17 protein-coding genes are annotated in these 16,258 nt (G+C 68.2%); 8 read left to right on the forward strand and 9 right to left on the reverse strand.

Annotated elements, in window-relative coordinates; translation table 11 throughout:
• Positions 1 to 95 precede the first annotated feature (95 nt).
• A complete protein-coding gene (locus tag N864_RS11285) occupies positions 96 to 605 on the reverse strand; it encodes a hypothetical protein (RefSeq protein WP_034716636.1) in 510 nt (169 codons plus the stop codon).
• A 130-nt stretch (positions 606 to 735) separates the two neighbouring features.
• Here N864_RS11285 and N864_RS24675 point away from each other — a divergent pair, with 130 nt between their 5' ends.
• Positions 736 to 1,242, forward strand: a complete 507-nt coding sequence (locus N864_RS24675) for a hypothetical protein (protein ID WP_155892906.1) — start codon at positions 736 to 738, stop codon at positions 1,240 to 1,242.
• A gap of 192 nt (positions 1,243 to 1,434) precedes the next feature.
• Here N864_RS24675 and N864_RS11290 read toward each other — a convergent pair whose 3' ends face one another.
• Both N864_RS11290 and N864_RS11295 read right to left on the reverse strand, forming a co-directional pair.
• Positions 1,435 to 1,761 (reverse strand): type II toxin-antitoxin system PemK/MazF family toxin, encoded by a 327-nt coding sequence (locus tag N864_RS11290; RefSeq protein ID WP_034716638.1) that lies wholly within the window; start codon positions 1,759 to 1,761, stop codon positions 1,435 to 1,437.
• Positions 1,758 to 1,961, reverse strand: a complete 204-nt coding sequence (locus tag N864_RS11295) for an antitoxin MazE family protein (protein ID WP_034716641.1) — start codon at positions 1,959 to 1,961, stop codon at positions 1,758 to 1,760. The genes N864_RS11290 and N864_RS11295 overlap by 4 nt, the downstream gene beginning before the upstream one ends.
• 136 nt (positions 1,962 to 2,097) lie before the next feature.
• On the opposite strand from N864_RS11295, the gene N864_RS11300 reads away from it, so the two are divergent.
• Positions 2,098 to 2,346 carry a hypothetical protein gene (locus N864_RS11300; protein ID WP_034716643.1) on the forward strand — a complete coding sequence of 83 codons (249 nt, stop codon included), beginning with the start codon at positions 2,098 to 2,100 and terminating at the stop codon, positions 2,344 to 2,346.
• 4 nt (positions 2,347 to 2,350) lie between these two features.
• A complete protein-coding gene (locus N864_RS11305) occupies positions 2,351 to 2,599 on the forward strand; it encodes a ribbon-helix-helix protein, CopG family (protein WP_034716646.1) in 249 nt (82 codons plus the stop codon).
• A 160-nt stretch (positions 2,600 to 2,759) separates the two neighbouring features.
• Here N864_RS11305 and N864_RS11310 read toward each other — a convergent pair whose 3' ends face one another.
• From N864_RS11310 to N864_RS11330, 5 genes are all read right to left on the reverse strand, one after another.
• Complete coding sequence (locus tag N864_RS11310) at positions 2,760 to 5,867, reverse strand: DEAD/DEAH box helicase (RefSeq protein ID WP_034716648.1); 3,108 nt, start codon at positions 5,865 to 5,867, stop codon at positions 2,760 to 2,762.
• A gap of 65 nt (positions 5,868 to 5,932) precedes the next feature.
• Entirely contained in the window at positions 5,933 to 7,207 is a 1,275-nt protein-coding gene (locus N864_RS23650; protein ID WP_081793723.1) for a nuclease-related domain-containing protein, read from the reverse strand.
• A gap of 153 nt (positions 7,208 to 7,360) precedes the next feature.
• The gene (locus N864_RS11320; RefSeq protein WP_205620921.1) at positions 7,361 to 8,128 is read right to left on the reverse strand and encodes a class I SAM-dependent methyltransferase; all 768 of its coding nucleotides are present in this window, start codon (positions 8,126 to 8,128) and stop codon (positions 7,361 to 7,363) included.
• Positions 8,125 to 9,168 carry a methylenetetrahydrofolate reductase C-terminal domain-containing protein gene (locus N864_RS11325; RefSeq protein WP_034716651.1) on the reverse strand — a complete coding sequence of 348 codons (1,044 nt, stop codon included), beginning with the start codon at positions 9,166 to 9,168 and terminating at the stop codon, positions 8,125 to 8,127. The genes N864_RS11320 and N864_RS11325 overlap by 4 nt, the downstream gene beginning before the upstream one ends.
• Before the next feature lie 21 nt (positions 9,169 to 9,189).
• A complete protein-coding gene (locus N864_RS11330; RefSeq protein ID WP_051518475.1) occupies positions 9,190 to 10,017 on the reverse strand; it encodes a formate/nitrite transporter family protein in 828 nt (275 codons plus the stop codon).
• A 286-nt stretch (positions 10,018 to 10,303) separates the two neighbouring features.
• On the opposite strand from N864_RS11330, the gene N864_RS11335 reads away from it, so the two are divergent.
• Positions 10,304 to 11,254, forward strand: a complete 951-nt coding sequence (locus N864_RS11335) for a serine/threonine-protein kinase (RefSeq protein WP_081793725.1) — start codon at positions 10,304 to 10,306, stop codon at positions 11,252 to 11,254.
• A gap of 61 nt (positions 11,255 to 11,315) precedes the next feature.
• A complete protein-coding gene (locus N864_RS11340; protein WP_034716652.1) occupies positions 11,316 to 12,569 on the forward strand; it encodes a hypothetical protein in 1,254 nt (417 codons plus the stop codon).
• 64 nt (positions 12,570 to 12,633) lie between these two features.
• Here the strand turns inward: N864_RS11340 and N864_RS11345 are convergent, their stop codons facing one another.
• Positions 12,634 to 13,245 (reverse strand): DUF2231 domain-containing protein, encoded by a 612-nt coding sequence (locus N864_RS11345; RefSeq protein ID WP_205620922.1) that lies wholly within the window; start codon positions 13,243 to 13,245, stop codon positions 12,634 to 12,636.
• Positions 13,246 to 13,442: 197 nt separating this feature from the next.
• On the opposite strand from N864_RS11345, the gene N864_RS23655 reads away from it, so the two are divergent.
• The 3 genes from N864_RS23655 to N864_RS11360 all read left to right on the forward strand — a co-directional run bounded on the left by N864_RS23655 (position 13,443) and on the right by N864_RS11360 (position 16,098).
• Positions 13,443 to 15,011 (forward strand): FG-GAP-like repeat-containing protein, encoded by a 1,569-nt coding sequence (locus N864_RS23655; protein WP_081793727.1) that lies wholly within the window; start codon positions 13,443 to 13,445, stop codon positions 15,009 to 15,011.
• A gap of 80 nt (positions 15,012 to 15,091) precedes the next feature.
• A complete protein-coding gene (locus tag N864_RS11355) occupies positions 15,092 to 15,559 on the forward strand; it encodes a nitroreductase/quinone reductase family protein (RefSeq protein WP_240474299.1) in 468 nt (155 codons plus the stop codon).
• Positions 15,556 to 16,098 (forward strand): TetR/AcrR family transcriptional regulator, encoded by a 543-nt coding sequence (locus N864_RS11360; RefSeq protein WP_034716655.1) that lies wholly within the window; start codon positions 15,556 to 15,558, stop codon positions 16,096 to 16,098. The genes N864_RS11355 and N864_RS11360 overlap by 4 nt, the downstream gene beginning before the upstream one ends.
• Positions 16,099 to 16,258 lie beyond the last annotated feature (160 nt).

A 16,258-nucleotide genomic window follows, 5' to 3' on the forward strand; every position in this document is an offset into this window, starting at 1 on the left:
CGGGTTGCCATCCGTCAGTTCCAACCGCCTTTGAGGGGTCAGGCCGTGGCCGCTGGGGAACCGACATTGTCCGGTTCGTCCGGGGTGGGAGAAGCTTAGGTCAGTGCGGGCGTGACGGTTGCGCCGCCGCAGCTGCGCCCACTGATTTGGACACCGAAGGAGTTCGCAATCCAGAAGTTGCCGCGGGGCAGGGTGATCTGGGTGGGAACGCCTTCCGTGACGTACACCTCGGCCGTCAGCTGGGTCGGTCTGTTCTCGCGGGGGTCCCGTAGCGGCTCGGTCCCCTCTGGGCCGATCCACACTCGTGTCACCCCCTGGTTCGGGTCGAAGATGCCTCCGTGAGGGAAGCCCTGCGCGGTGAGCTCGTAGAGGCCGCCACCCACGGTGAACGGGACGACACCACCGGTCGGACCACCCTTCGTCAGGACGACGACCGGGCCGGGCGACGGGCAGGGTGGTGGCGGTGCGGTGACGGCATTGCGGTCTCGGCCGAAGGGTCCGACGCAGGAGCCGAACGCTGCCGCGACGGCGACGGCGGCTACCAGCGCCCCCAAGCGTTTCACGGGTTGCCGCACCCGCCGCTCGTCGGTGCAGCGCGCCATCATGCCCAGAGGTTAGGCGACGGCAGTCGCTCGAACGTCCGGAAACGAGCTCTGCGAGTGAGCGTACCGATGAGCGCGAGCGACGGAAGGCTCCGCCCCTCCCGTCACTTCCATGGGTGGGATGCTCTGATCCATGTCGGAGATTGAGCACCTTCAGGCGTGTGGCGAAGCCCTCGTTCGGGATGCGGCGGCCACTGTCGGCGTGCGCTTAGTCGTGTCCGAATGGGTCGATTCGGAGGCGGGGATCGGAGCCGTTGTCCATGAGGCGGGCTTGCAGCCGGAGTCGCCGGTGTGGGATGCCCGCGGACTGCTCGATGGCGGTGACTCTCTAGCTCTGCACCCAGCTAGCCGCCCGACCGAGTACTTCCCAGAGAGGGGCAGGGACACGGAGGTCACGACTTCCATCGCTGACGCGGTTCAAATGCTCGTTCAGATCCTGCTTTGGGAGCGTGGCATCGACCCGACATGGCCGGCGTGTCCCGACCACGGCGGTCGTCACCCACTGCTCGCACGGCACTCTCCACCTCATCGGCGGATGGAAGGTGCGGCCGTCGGATCGCCCGACGCCTCTGCCCGCTGGGAGTGTCCCGAGGGGGTCACGAGCATCGAGATAGGCACCCTCCAAACAGCGGCCCCCTGACGTCGATCAACGTCCGCAAAGCCGCAAATGGCGCGGCCGGCCGAGCAGCCGCGTGATCGCCCAGGCCTACCGGGGACGAGCACGATACGTGGGGCTGAGCATCCAGAGGGACAGTCCGAAAGCGACCACCCCGACCAGGAGTGGTCACTTGGAGCCAGTGGTTGTCCCCGACCGTTCCTCAAGTGGGCGAAGCTAGGCACCGAAGCCGAGGAAGACCAGAAGTCGCCGCTCGACTTCCACCAGCCTCGCCGCCTCGAGTCTTCCCACCACCTCGTGCGCGTTGCTCCTTCGGATCGTGGTGATCTTGTCGACCATGAGGAAGGAGTCCCGGTGGAGGCCGTTCTCCTTGTCCGCCTTCACCGATACCCGCAGCAGCGGCGCGTCGACCTCTGTGCTGGTGAACGGGCAGACGGTCAACGAATCCGTTGCGTCAAACCGGTCGTCCTGGATGACCAGGGCCGGACGCGGCTTGGTCGAATAGACACCGCCCGCGACGGTGACGATGTCGCCGCGCCTCATTCGTCCCAGTCGTCCGAGACTGCTTCGACGAAGGCCATGTCGTCACTGGCCCGGTCGGCGGCCGCCACGAGCTCGGACTGGCGATGCGCCTCGGCTGCGAACTGTGGCGAACGGACATCGGGCACCCAGATCTGGACAGGCCGCAGACCCTGGGCCCTCATCCGGGCCCGGTGCGCGTTCACCCGCTCTCGTACGCCCATACCCCAACGTTACATGTAACGCCCGTTTGAGCCAAGTGCAACGTGCGCGGGTGACGATGGGAAGTTACCGCTCCTGCCCCCGCCGCGTGTATCGCGTCGGCCGCTAGTCGGGCCTCGAGCAGGAGAGCCTCACGGCGTGACGCAGGAGCCGAGCCGGCCACGGCCGCCCCTGCGGATCGGCTCGAAGGTTGCGGAGCTTGTGGGTGAGGCCGTTGTCGAGGGCGTCTTCGCGGTTCTCGCATGCTCGGTCGCTGGGGTTGTGATCGCGGGCTTCATCTGGGGGTCGAATCGCCACCCGGTGGCTACGGTCACCGCTCGTGCGGCGATGGTCAGCTTGCTCGGCTACGGCGTGGAGCCACCGGCCAAAAGCGCGACAGGCGCGTGAGCGCATGGTGGCTGATGACGAGGTGACGGTTGAGCAGATCCAGAAGTGGGCGGACGAGGCCGAGGCTGGGTATGACGCCGAGGAGTTGAAACGCCGTGGGCGAGGACGTCCTGGGCGTGGGGCTCAGCCTACGCAGGTCATCGCCGTGCGGTTTACGGCCGAGGAGATCGCGGCGCTTGACGCTTATGCCGCACGGGAGCACCTGTCCCGCTCCGAGGCGATCCGACGGGCCGTGGCCGGCTACGCCGCGTGAAGGTCCACCGCAGTGCGCTCAAGCACGGGGTCTTGCCCGAGGATGCGGTCCAGGCTGCCGACCTGTCGCTGTGGATTGAGCCCCTCGCGGACGAGGACTGGCCCCATCGCGAGTTGCGACTCGGCTTCGATACTCAGGCACGGATGCCTCATATCGTCTGTCAGGCGACAACAGACGCGAGGGCGAAGTGGTCTGAGGGCATGGGGTTCTTCAGCTCCCAGGTGATGGCGATGGGCTTCTCGCCCCGGTGCTCCTGGTAGTCAGCCTGTCCGAGAAACAGGTAGGACGCAGCGCCCTCATATTCGCTGGCCTTGGTGGCTCGGCTGAAGAGGAGGATGTGCGTTCCCATGCTGCGATGGTTCAGGTACCGCCGCCCCGTTGGTGATGTCACGCTTGTCACGGACTGGGACTCCCAATGGAACCGGGTGGGACTGATGGCGTAGTCGCGATACATCGTCGTCGGGGAGTAGTCGGCTTCGGACTTCCGCAGAGTTACGAAGAAGGCATCGGACCGGGCCCCTGGCGAGTAGAGCACCCCCTGTTGGAAGCTGTTTGGTTTTGGCCCATCGAGACTCGCGTAGCGCAGGGCGCTCAGAGCTTCTTCTCTGGAGTAGCGGCCGTGTACGCGAAGTGGAAGATCGCTCAGTGTGCCCGTCATTCGAGTGGTCACGTGCGCACTGCGAGCGAAGGCGATGTGAAGCACCTCTCTGAGGTCATTGCGAAGGTTGTGCTGGAGATGGAGACTGGACAGCCCCTGGGCATAGGAGTCAAAGCCGCCACCGTCCGGCCATAGCGAGAAGAAGAGCATCCGGCCGAACTCCTGCATGTCTCGGTCTGCGGATTCGTAATCGGGGGCGTCGTCTACCCACCGGAGGTAGGCCTCGGCGCGATCTGGATCATCAACGTGTGCGAAGGCGCGCACTCGCTTGAGCAGCTGCTCTTCACCGGGCGCCGAGGCCGGAACGTTAAGCCCGGCGCGTCGTCGCAGTGCGGTCCAGGAGCGATTCCCACGAATGACGTCGGCCAGTTCCGCCCCACTGTCGTCCAAGAAGGTCGACAGTGAATCGGTCGGGTGGGCTCGCAGTTCTGCTGTCAGTTGACGTTGAGTCGAAGTGACTTGGCTCCGGACGTGACCGAGCACCTCCGCCTGGGTCGCCTCGTCGAGAACGATCTGTGAGCCGGCCGGCATGAATGGAAAACCACTCTCAACCGCGCGCGCCAACTGAGTACGGGTCGCCCCCGTGAGGGCGCGGTACTTGCTGTCGAAACGGAACTCCTTGCGGTGGTGCCCCACGAAGTCCAAGGCGGTGAGGACTGCCTTGCCGGGCGCGGTGCGGAGACCGCGGCCAAGCTGTTGCAGGAAGACAGTGGCGCTTTCGGTGGGGCGGAGAAACAGGACCGTGTTCACTTCCGGGATGTCGACGCCCTCGTTGAAGACGTCCACGGTGAAGATCGCCTTGAGTGCGCCCTTGCGCAGTTCGGCAATGATGCGGCCTCGGTCGTCGGTGGACCGGCTCGTGATGGTCGCTGAGGGTATGCCGGCGCGGTTGAAGGCGTCAGCCATGAATTCGGCATGGTCGATCTTCACGCAGAAGCACAGGGCCCTCATCGAGGTGAGATCTCCGACCTTGTCGTGCACTTCCTTCACGACGAGCCGCGCCCGGGCGTGGTTGCCGGTATAGAGGTTGCTCAGCTCGTTGGCGTCGTAGGCGCCCTGGCGCCATGTGACGTTCGTGAGGTCGGTGTTGTCGGCGATCCCGAAGTAGTGGAATGGCGTGAGGAGGTCCTCACGGAGGGCATCCCAGAGACGGAGCTCCGCGGCCGCACGGCCCCCGAAGAGCAGACGGACATCCATTCCGTCTCCGCGCTCTGGCGTGGCTGTCAGGCCGAGAAGCTCCCGCGGCTGCAATTGCTCAAGAAGACGACGATACGTAGCAGCCGCGCCGTGATGGAACTCGTCGACCACGACGACCTCGAAGGAGTCCGGAGGAACCCGGTCGATGCCGTACGAAGTCAGCGACTGAATCGAAGCGAAGACGTGCTCCCATCGCTCCGGGCGAGACCCGTCGACATACAGTTCGCCGAAGTTACCGTCGCTGAGAACCTCGCGATAGGTGCGCAGGCTCTGATTCAAAATTTCCTTCCGATGCGCGACAAAGAGCAGCTTTGGCCGCTGCGATGCCTGGCTGAGGCGTCGATAGTCGAGGGCGGCCACCACTGTCTTCCCCGTACCAGTCGCAGCAACGACGAGGTTGCGATGCCTTCCATGAACCAGCCGCTCGACCTCTAGACGTTCGAGGATGTCGATCTGGTGAGGGTAGGGACGAACATCAAGTCCCGAGATGGACGGCTCCAGTGGGACTCCGCCGCGTCGGGGGCCACCGGAGGCACGGCGCAGCGCATCGTCCAAGAGATCGCCGTCGCGGTCCGGGTCGTAGGGCCTGAACGTGGAGTCATGCCAATACGTCTCGAAGGTGGCTCGGAACTTGTCGAGCAGGGAAGGCGTGGCAACCGTTGACAACCGGACGTTCCACTCGACGCCATCGAGTAATGCGGACTTGCTGAGGTTGCTGGACCCGACGTACGCCGTGTCGAACTGTGTGTCCCTCTCGAACAGCCACGCTTTCGCGTGAAGTCTCGTCCGCTGCGCGTCGAACTGGATCCGCACCTCCGCTCCAAAGTCGCGGACGAGCCGATCCAATGCCCGGCGCTCAGTTCCGCCGAGGTACGTCGTGGTGATCACCCGGAGCGGCACTCCTCGCTTTCGCAGCGAGCTCAACTCCGCTTCCAGTAGTCGGATGCCGTGCCACTTCACGAAAGCGCACAAGAGATCAACCCGGTCGGCGCTCGCTAGCTCTGCACGCAACTCATGGCCGAGGGCGGGTTCTCCTGTTGCGTTAGTCAGCAGCGCCGCCTCTGAGAGCGGAGTTGCAGGCCGGAGGCTCGTAACCGCCGCTGCTCTCCCTGGGCCCCGCGACGTTGCCACTCGAAGCAGTTGGCTCGTTGGAGCGGGAATCTGCTCATCCATCGCATGGATTGACTCCAGAACGCCGTTCACGATGGCGAGGCGTTCCTCGGGATTGCCACACGACTCCAGCAGTCGCTGTAGCGCCAGGCGGACATGGCGCGACAGCACTTCTGGCTCGTCAGCCGAGTCCACCTTCTTCTGCTCGATATCGATCTCACGGCTCATGTCCAGCTGGGTGCGGAGCTGCGACGTGATGAGCAATTCGTATAGCCCTGCGTTCAGTCCCCGGTGGTTCGCCATGTTGGGAGCTTGCCAGACACCTCCGACCGAAGAAGTGCAAGCCCTCGGAGGGCGTCCACATCCTTCTAGCTTTCGTTCTCGACGCCCTCCGTTCCGGCGACAATGGGGGCCACTTCCTCAGAGAAGGCAACGATGCTCTTCATCGCGGCCGTGTTTGCCTTCTGCACCTCAGGAGCCTCGCCGGACTTGGGAAGGGGATACGAAAGAAGCACCGCAATAGGCTGATTGGCCTTCGTGGCGGTCTTGGACCAGCCTGGCAGCCGGCCGCCCTCGGGTACACGTGCCACCGCGTATCCGTTGCTCGCTGACGCTTTCGGTTGGCCCTGACCGATGACCTTGACCTCGAGGTGGGCCGCCTGGCCGAAGGTGAGCGACAGAGAGAAGGTCCGTGATTCCCCGCTCGGGCGAATGAGCCACCGGCAGGTCTGTGATCCGTTGGAGCCGGGTTTGATGCTCGCGTTCTTGACGTGCTTCTGGATCAAGGTCACCGGGATCGAGTCGCAGACCCGATGTGCCTGCCTGCTTGGAGTGCTGGATGCGACGGTCTTCGCAGCTTTCTGAATCATGTGCGGCACCACGACCTGCGTCATGAAGAGGGCGCCGAAAAGCAAGATGACTATCTGGAAGACGGCCCTGCCCAGAGAGGTGCTACCCCGCCCGGCTCGTGATGCGGTCCGCGTCTTCGTGGCCGATGGCCTCGTCGAGGTGCTTCTGCCGCTTGAGCCCGGTGTTGCCGTCATCGAGCGGTCCGGCCCGGAAGCGGGAGGAAAGGCAATCTCAAGCATCCTCGCCAAACCGTCTACGTCGCGAACGAAATTCGCATGCCCCTGTTCGTTGAGCCACCTGTGCAGCCTCCCAAGGGGCAGCACTTCCACGCCGCCGATCCGCTGCGGTATGAAGCGCGCCGATGCTTTTCCGGCAAGGGCGAGGACCGGTGTGACCGGGAGAGAGACAGTGCGCTCCACCTCGGCTGCGAAGCGATGCACCTGCTCCAGAGCAGCCCTCTTGCAGTGGATGTTGCCGTTGTGCTGCCACAGGGTTCCGTCATGGACGGAGACGCCACCAGCCCAGTTCTTCGCATCAATCAAGTACACGCCGGAAGGGCCAACCACCAGATGGTCGATGTTTGCGAGAGACCGGTCCGGCCTCAACAGCCGATCGTGAAGGACCCGCCAGGTCGACGGGAGTTTTGCGAGTTCCCCAGCCACTCGTCGCTCTCCGTCTGCTCCGGCCTGCCATGCGCCGGCCTCGCGCTCGAGTGCCTCTGCTCTCACTCGAGCAGCCGCAGCCTCGGCCCGCAACTGATCCGCGCGCTGCCAAGCCGATCCGCCCTCTGGCATCGTCCACCCCCTAGACGAGTCACACGATAGGGGTGTTGCCGGCAAAGCAGATCAAAACAGCACCAAATGGTCGTGAACGGAGAAGACTTCCTGGGGCAGACGTCCAGGCGGTTCGGTGCGCCACACAGGCAACGATCGCCGCCCCGTGTGCCCTCACTCCGGCTCCACCACAAGCATTCGCCCGCGGAGCTCACCCGCGGCCAGCAGCGAGCCCATCCGGTCCGACTGCTCCTCCGCCGTCCGCCATCGAGCGTCCTTCCCGTGGCGGCGCTCGAGCTCATCCTGGACGCTCGACATCACGTCTTCCCAGCCGTCCGGGAAGGCGGCGAAGTGGTCGGTCCAGCCACTGGTCCGGACCCTCAGGGATGCCCCGTGGAGCAGATCGTCGAGGTGCTCGACGGTGGGGAAGTTGTTGCCCTCCGGCGGCTTCAGGCGCAGCTCTCCAGGATGAGTGGCGCAATACACGATCAGGCCGAAGCGCGCCCCCGGCCTCAGCACCCGGCGGAGCTCGGCGAGGTAGGCCGGCTGGTCGGTCACCGTGCACAGGACGCCGAGGCTCCATCCGGCAACAATCACGCCGGTCGCGATCGGCAGCTCGCTGGCGGCTTGCAGCGCGGGTAGGCCGAAGAGGGCGCGCGCCGCTCTGCAGGCTCCGGGCTCCGGGTCGGTCAGGAGTGGACGGGCGCCCGTCTCACGTGCCGCGAAGGCGGCGGGTCCGCCCACGCCGGCGCCGCAGTCGAAGAACGTCTGGCCCGGCTCGGGCTCCAGGTGCTCGAGCAGCCAGTGCAGGGCACCGGGACTGCCGCTGCCCCGGCAGGCTGCAGGGATCCGGTCGGCCAGGTCGAGGCCGGCGACGACCTCCGCGGTCCATGTCGCCACGGTGTCGAACTCGGCCTCCATCGAGTCGGGCTCGGTGCTCACTGTCGGTCTCCTCGTGCGGTGCGGATTCGGTGGCCGATGTCGGCCTGTATCTCGGCAGCGGCAAGCATGCTCTGGGCCGATGCCAGTCCGGACAGGTTTACCCCGGCCACCCCCGGCACCTGCAGCAGCTGGACCGCCTCGTCCACGGCGGCCGTCATGCCGGCCTCGACCGGGTCGGCCGCCGTCAGCACCGCCTCGATGCGCTCGGGCGCGATCGTCAGACCAGGAAGCGCGGTCAGTGCCGCGGCCGAGCGGTGGTCAGTGAACACGACGACCGAGGCGATGACCGGCATCCGGAGCCCGGCGGCCCGAGCTGCCTCGAGGAACGCGGTCAGGTGGGCGACGGAAGGCACGTGGTTGAGGCACCCCAGCTGGGCACCGACCTGCTGCTTCTGGACCAGCCGCTTCGGTCGAAGGGCGCGTGGAGGCGCAGTTGGAGTCTCCGCCACCGCCACCCGAAGGCCCAAGGATGCCGCCAGGCCAGCCAGCCGGGTGCCATCGAGGTCAAAGGCCTGGGTGATGTCGGGGCGGACGTCGTAGGCGCGACCGTCACCCGTGACGCACAGGACGGTGGCGAGCCGGTCCAGGGCGAGGGCGCGCAGCTCCTGCTCGAGCGTGATCCGGTTCCGGTCCCGGCACGCCAGAGTCACCCATGGCACGGCGCCGGCGTCGGCGATCAGCCGCGCCAGCGTGCTGGGCGGGAAGTCGACGCGGTCCTGGTGGTCGCCGACGAGGACCGCGTCGCAGCTGGGCGCCAGCCGGCGGACCGTCGAACGGAGTGCCGACGCGTCGGCGGGCGGCGTGCTGAGGTCCGTCAGGATCATCGGTGGCCACTCGACGCCGGGCGGCTGAAGAAGCGGCCCGAACGAGGGCGTCGAGGGGGCCTCGTCGACGCTGTGGTCAGGCAGGTCGGTGAGGGCATCGAAGACGCACGGGGTCGGGAGCATCTCGCAGGTGCCGTCGGTCCTGACGCCGCCACAGGGGCCGAAGACCATCCGTTTGGGGCAGCCGGGTGCAGGGGGCCGCGACAAGATCTCCACAGCCAACAGCCTGTCAGGCCGTCAGCCGGTCTGCCCCTCGTCGCGGCTCTCGGCGACCCGATGCGGCACCCGCAGCAGACGGATACCGGTGACCAGCACCAGGCCGCCCACGAGGTTGCCCATCGCTGACCAGCCCAGCGCCCGCACCCAGTCGAGGTAGCCGTAGTCGGCGTCGCCGGTGACCAGCCCGGCGAACATCAGGATGGAGTCCAGCACGGAGTGGAACAGCTGCGCCCCGACGAGCACGAAGGACATCAGCACGGCGGGGACCAGGCGAACGGCAAGACTCTCCGTGGCGTGCTGCATCCGCGTCAGCAGCGTGATGACGGCGCCGGCCAGCACGGCAAGGAAGAACGAGCGCCACGACACCCCGAGGTGGGCGTAGTGCGAGCCGACCTGCACCGCCGTCGCGCGCACTTCGGGCAGGGCCACGACGATCATGGCGGCCATGGCGAAGCCGGCCACCAGGTTGGCCGCCAGGGTGACGACCCACAGCCTGACCAGCTGCCCGAGCGTGCCCACCTTCGCGATCACGGAGATGACCGGGACCAGGAAGTTCTCGGTGAAGAGCTCGCTCTTGGCGAGCAGCAGGGCGACAAACCCGATGGTGAACGCCAGCGAGGCCAGCAGGGCGTTGTCCGTCCTCGCCTCCACCACCAGGTAGATCAACACGCCCACCCCGACGTCGACGCCGCCTAGGAGACCCGTGGAGAGCAGCGGGAGCAAGGGCCGGTCCAGCCGCTCATGGCCCTCGGCCACGAGACGCTCGTATGCCTCCTCGACCTCTGGGTCAGAACGGGACCCCTTCGGTGCGGTGACGTCGCCCGATCCGCCGGACGGCCGGCTCACCAGCAGGGCCCGCGTCCGCGGTGTCGCGAGTTCATGAGTGCACGTTACCGCCCGAGCCGCGGCCGCTCCGGCTCACGCAGCGGGGGCTGTGCCAGCGGCCCCCGATCAGCCGTCCGCATCGTCAGTCGATGGGCTGCCAGAGGCCGGTGCCGGCCGCAAATGGTGGGCGCCGGGCGCGGAGAACGTGGATCAGGGCCAACGTCACGTAGCATGGCCGAGGACGAAGGATCACCAACCTGTGCACAACGCGCACCTTCTGTCCCGGAAGGCTCTTGGTGCTCGTCATATGAATCGTCTCCACGAAGGCTTCGTGCTCGGTGGCCGCTACCGGCTCGAGAGCCGAATCGCCTCTGGAGGCATGGCCGACGTCTGGTCCGCCACGGACGATGTCCTCCAGCGCACGGTGGCCGTCAAGATCATGCGTCCCGATGCGGGGCACGAGGAGCTGTTCGCGCGACGGTTCCGTGACGAGGCGGTCAACGCGGCCGGCCTGAACCACACGAATATTGCGACGGTCTTCGACTACGGCGAGGACGACGGACTGGCCTTCCTCGTGATGGAGCACGTCGAGGGGCGCACCCTGTCAGCGCTCATGGCCGAACGGGGCCCGCTGCCCGCCTCCGAGGTCCGCTCCATCCTCGGCCAGGCCGCGCTGGCCCTGGGAGTCGCGCACCACCACCGGGTGGTCCACCGGGACATCAAACCGCCCAACATCCTCGTGCGCGAGGACGGGCTGGTGAAGCTCACCGACTTCGGCATCGCCCGGGCTCTGGACGCCTCGGGGCACACGAAGCACGGCGAGATGCTCGGCACCCCGAACTACATCAGCCCCGAGCAGGTGCGCGGCGAGCCGGCGACCGGCTCCAGTGACCTGTACGCCCTCGGGGTCGTCGGACACGAGATGCTGTCGGGTCACCGTCCCTTCGACCGGGGGACGCCCATCGCGACGGCGTACTCCCACCTCAACGAGCCGCCGCCGCCCCTGCCGGACGATGTCCCCGAAGACCTCGCGAGCCTGATCCAGGACTGCCTGGAGAAGGATCCGGAGAACCGGCCGCCCAACGCCGCGGCCGTCGCCGTCAGGCTGGGCCTTGGAGACCACGACCTCATCGGCCTGGCGCTGGGACTGGCCACCGCCCTCAACGGCCAGACGGACGAGCTGCCCGCAGACCTCACCGCCGCCGTGGACGAGCTGACTCCCACCCGCTTCATGGCGGACCCGGCAGGGCCCGCCTGATCTCGTCCGACGCTGCCGGATCTGGGCCACCGGCCACATGCCGCTGTGGTGGACTGATCCGGTGAGTCCGAAGAGCAAGGGGCGTCCCAAGGGCCGTGGCCGGGCCAAACCCAAGGGTCGGCGCCGCCCCACGCCGACGCAGGCCTCCATCGCCGACCGCGCGATCCGCCTCGCCGCGGTGCTCGGAGATGACAGCGACCGGCTCGAGATCGAGGCAATGATGTCCGGTCTGGTGGGTGACGAGATCCTCGACAACGGCCACGCGCAGACCGCGGAGCGCGACCTGGCCAGCGAGCTGGGAGCGCGGCTGGCCGGCGGACGCGGCTCAGCGGCATACGTCGCCCTGCAGGCGCTGCGCCTCCTCGCGACCGAGCGCGAACGCTCCACCATGGACGGGTTGTTGGCCACCGCGCCGGGTGAGCACCCGACGCTCCGCTGGGCGCTCGGCGACGAGCCGGAGCCACGCCGCGCGTGGCTCATCAGCGACCCCTGGGACAACCAGCAGGTCCACGTCGTCGGCTACGACGAGCCGGAGCCGCACCAGATCGCCGTCATGACGACGAGCACCAGCGGTCTGGCGGTCTGGGCGATCGAGCTCGAGGACCCAGCAGGCCCCCAGCCATGGGCGGACGTCCTCGGCCGACCGGCGCGTGAGGTCGAGCCGGCGGACGCCCTCTCCCGGATCTGGGACGCGATCCTGCAGATGGACCTCTACTACCCGCCCATGTGGGAGGAGGATGCGGTGGCGATGCGGGCGCTGGCCCGCGTCCGCGCCGAGCCCTACCAGCAACAGTCGGTCCGCTGGGAGGCCATCGACGACGAGGAGCGCGCCCTGCTCATCGAGGAGTTCCAGGCCCGGTCAGCGGTCGATGCCCCGGACGACGTCGTCGCGATGCTGGCGGACACGTTCGTGGACTTCGGTGACGGCTACCTCGACGGAGGCGTGCTGGCGTGGAAACCGGGCGAGCCCGAGCGCTTCCTCACCGACTGGGTCCATCGCAAGGCGCTGTTGCCCGAAGCGGCCGTGGTGGCCGTGCCGGACGCCCTCAAGGCCTGGATCGAGTTCTGTCTCGGGCGCAAGGGACTGGCGCCCGCCGACATCGAGGTGGTCGCCGACGAGGTGGACCGGACGCGTGAGGACTACGAGACCCTGCGCCGGGACCAGTCGGAGCAGTCGCCGCAGCAGCAGCTCCTGCGCTACCTCACCGACAACGACGTCGACCCGGATGACCGCGAGGCGATCGGCGAGGCGATCTCGGCCGTGAACGCAGGCCGTCTGGCCCGGCTGGCCGCCGAGTCGGAACGGGACGAGTGAGCCGAGGGGCCAGGCTTCAGCCCTGCCGGGACGGCAGCCCGCGGCGGGCGCGAGCCGCCGAGGCTCAGATGGAGGGGGTCGGCCCGTCGACGGGGAAGGTCGTCGTGCTACCGGGCTGGTCCGGCTGCAGGCCGGGCGCGCGGCTCCCGACGTCGCGCGCGATCGCGAGGTGACCGCCGAGGTAGCCACCGGCGCTCGCCGCACTCGCGCCGAGGAGCGACAGGGCGACGCCGAGCGCATGCCGGCCGCGTCGGCGCGCCCCCCACGAGCCCGCATACAGCCCCACCGCGGTGATGTTGAGGGCCGCGTGGACGACGCCGACGCGCTGCGCCGACGTCCCTGAGCGCTGCCACTCGGCCCAGCCGGTCAGTGCCGTCGGTCCCGCAGCGAGCAGGCCGACGCCGAGCAGCCGCCGGGCAGCCGGCCGGGCGCTGACACCGCCCACGACGTCGAGCACCGAGGCGGCCGTCCACATGCCGAGGGGCAGGTCGGTCAGGGTGGGATGCAGCGCGTGGCCCATCCAGTCACCGCGCAGGACCGCACCGATGGGCGAGTTCCCCAGTGGGCGGGTCGCCCGCCCGACTCCGTCGACGACCTGGTCCAGGCGCGTGTCGCGCTCCAGGTCGACGGCAACCCGTGCGGGGAGGGGAAGGTCTGGTGAGTGTGCAGAGGTCATGCGACCTCTCTTACCCACCCTTGGCGGGGGGTGACGACAGCCAGCCCCGTATGCCGCTGAGCGGGCCCACACTCGCGCGCTGAGCGGCATACGGGGCAGGGGAGTGCCCCTTACTTCCGCTGCGGTCCGAGCGCGCGCACGCTGGTCGTGACGGGGCCGCCGGTGGGGGGCAAGCCCGTGCGGGGAAGAAGGTCGCGATGAGGATGCGGCGATCGGACAGGCGGGCTCGGCGCACCGCCACGGTGCTCGCGGCCGGGGCCGCGCTGGCCGCGGTCGGCGTGGGAGCCCATCCGGGTGCCGCCACCGCGGCGAGCTGCAACAGCCCACTCGCCGGCCGGACGACCCAGGTCGCTCCGGGCAGCGGCAAGACGGTCGCCCTGACCTTCGACGACGACCGCAAGGAGTGGATGCCGGCCATCCTCAACATCCTGCGCCGCAACAACGTGCGGGCCACCTTCTTCGTCACCGGCCGGTACGCCTCCGAGATGCCGACGATCATGCAGCGAGCCGCCGCGGACGGGCACCTCATCGCGAACCACACGTGGCACCACGACTACCCGAGCTCGGCCAACGGGAACTGGTCGGTGTCCTACCTGACGAACGAGATCACCACGACGGCGGACCTGCAGCAGAGGACCGTCGGCTACCGCGGCTGCTACTTCCGGCCCCCGGGCGGCTTCACGAACAACGTTGCCACCGTGACGAAGTCACAGAACATGGAGACGGTGCTGTGGAGCACCGACACGCAGGACTGGAAGCAGCCGGGCTACTACAGCTCGTCCTTCCAGAGCTCGATCGTGAGCCGGGCGACGACGCTCACGTCCGCCGACGCGAGCCACCCGGTCGTGCTCATGCACGGCGGCAAAGCGTCTCACGAGGCGGAGTCGGTCGTGTCGTCGTTCCGCGGCAACACGGTCCAGTCGCTCCAGCGGGTGATCAACTGGTACCGGTCGCACGGCTACCGGTTCGTCGCGATGGACGGAACCTCCGGCCTGGCCCCGATGCGCGGCTTCTCGGGCGACCCGCTGCCTGACCTGCTCGCCACGACGAGCGGGGGCGACCTTAGGCTCTATCCCGGCAATGGGACGGGCTATGTCCGCTCGGGCGTCACCATCGGCACGGGCTGGGGCGGCTTCAACCTCGTCTTCTCACCGGGCGACTTCAACGGCGACGGCTACGCCGACGTCCTGGCCCGCACGGCCGACGGGCGGCTCTACCTCTACACGGGGACCGGCGCGGGCCGGCTGCACGCCGGCCGACAGATCGGCACCGGCTGGAACATCTACAACCAGGTCATCGGCGCCGGCGACTTCTCCGGTGACGGCAACACGGACCTGCTCGCGCGGACCCCCGCCGGCGACCTCTACCTCTACAAGGGCAACGGGATCGGGGGCTGGTCGGGGAGTCGCGTCCAGGTCGGCCACGGCTGGAGCGGCTACAACCTGCTGCTCTCTGCCGGAGACTTCACCGGCGACGGTGCCATGGACGTCATCGCCCGGACACCGGGCGGTGCCCTCTACCTCTACCGGGGCAACGGGATCGGCGGCTGGTCGGGGAGCCGGACCCAGATCGGGTCGGGCTGGCAGGCCTTCTCGAAGGTCATCGGGGTGCGCGACCTCAACAACGACGGCAGGGCGGACCTGGTCGGCATCACCTCGGCGGGGCGTTTCTACTTCTACCCCGGCAACGGCAAGGGCAGTTTTGCCGGTCCGGGCCAGGTCAAAGGGTCGGGATGGCTGCTCCAGGCCGTCTTCGCCGCCAACTGAGCTCCGGCGTGCGGCCGGCTTGACCGGCTAACGGTGTTAGCCTTAGAGTGGGCTAACAACGTTAGCCCTTAGGAGGCGGCATGACCATGGCACAGACGGATTCGGTCCACTACCGGCGGCCGGGCTGGTTCACGAGGAACGTCATGAACCGAACGGTTGCGTGGCTCACCCGTCGAGGCGTCAGCATCTGGGGGAGTCGGGTGCTCGAGGTCCCCGGCCGGCGCAGTGGCCTGCCACGCCAGGTCCCGGTCAACCTGCTCACCGTCGGCGACGTGCGCTATCTCGTCGCGCCGCGAGGCAATGCCGAGTGGGTGCGCAACGTGCGCGCCTCCGGTGGGCGGCTGGACCTGCTGCTCGGACGGTCTCGGGAGCACCAGCTCGCGACGGAACTGGCTGACGACGACAAGGCCGAGGTCCTTCGGGCCTATCTGCGGCGGTGGAAGGCCGAGGTGGGCGTCTTCTTCGAGGGCGTCGACGCGGACTCGCCAGAGTCGGAGCTGCGTCGGATCGCGCCGCGTCACCCCGTCTTTCGCCTGTCGGCCCCGTGACTGACGCGCCCGTCGTGGTCGCCCGGTCGGAGCGGGCGTCCGAGATCGTCGCGACGGCCCGGCGGATCCTCGAGGATGAGGGTCGAGAGGCGTTGACGATGCGACGGCTCGCGGACGAGGTCGGGATGCGGGCCCCCTCGCTCTACAAGCACTTTCCCGCCAAGCGTCACGTGGAGGCCGCTCTGGTCGAGGACGCCTTCGTCGAGATGGGGGAGGTGCTCCACCGAGCGGTGCGGCGACCCGGTCGTCGAGGTCCCGTCGCTGCAGTGCTCGGGCGCTACCGCGACCTCGCCCTGACGAACCCGCACCTCTACCGGCTCGCCACCGGACCGGGCCTGGCCCGCGACCTGCTGGCTCCGGGGCTCGAGGAGTGGGCGGGAGAGCCGTTCTTCCTCGCCACGGGGGAGCCGTATCTCGCCCAGGCCATGTGGGCCTTCGCCCACGGCATGGCGATCCTCGAGATCGAGGGGCGGTTCCCGGCCGGCTCTGACCTCGAGCGGACCTGGCGTTCCGGGGCTGAGGCGTTCTCGCGCTCGTGACCCCGATGGACGTTCGGCGTGCGCTGCTCAGCCGAGCGGCGCCTCAGCCGGGCAGCGTCGGCCAGCTGAGCGGCATACGGCTTGAGGGTGGAAGCCGCGCCCGCGGAGGGGACGCGGGCGCGGCGGCTCAGGCAGCCGCAAGGCCAGAGCGGCGCGGCTC

This window comes from Intrasporangium chromatireducens Q5-1, assembly GCF_000576575.1.
Classification (GTDB): domain Bacteria; phylum Actinomycetota; class Actinomycetes; order Actinomycetales; family Dermatophilaceae; genus Intrasporangium_A; species Intrasporangium_A chromatireducens.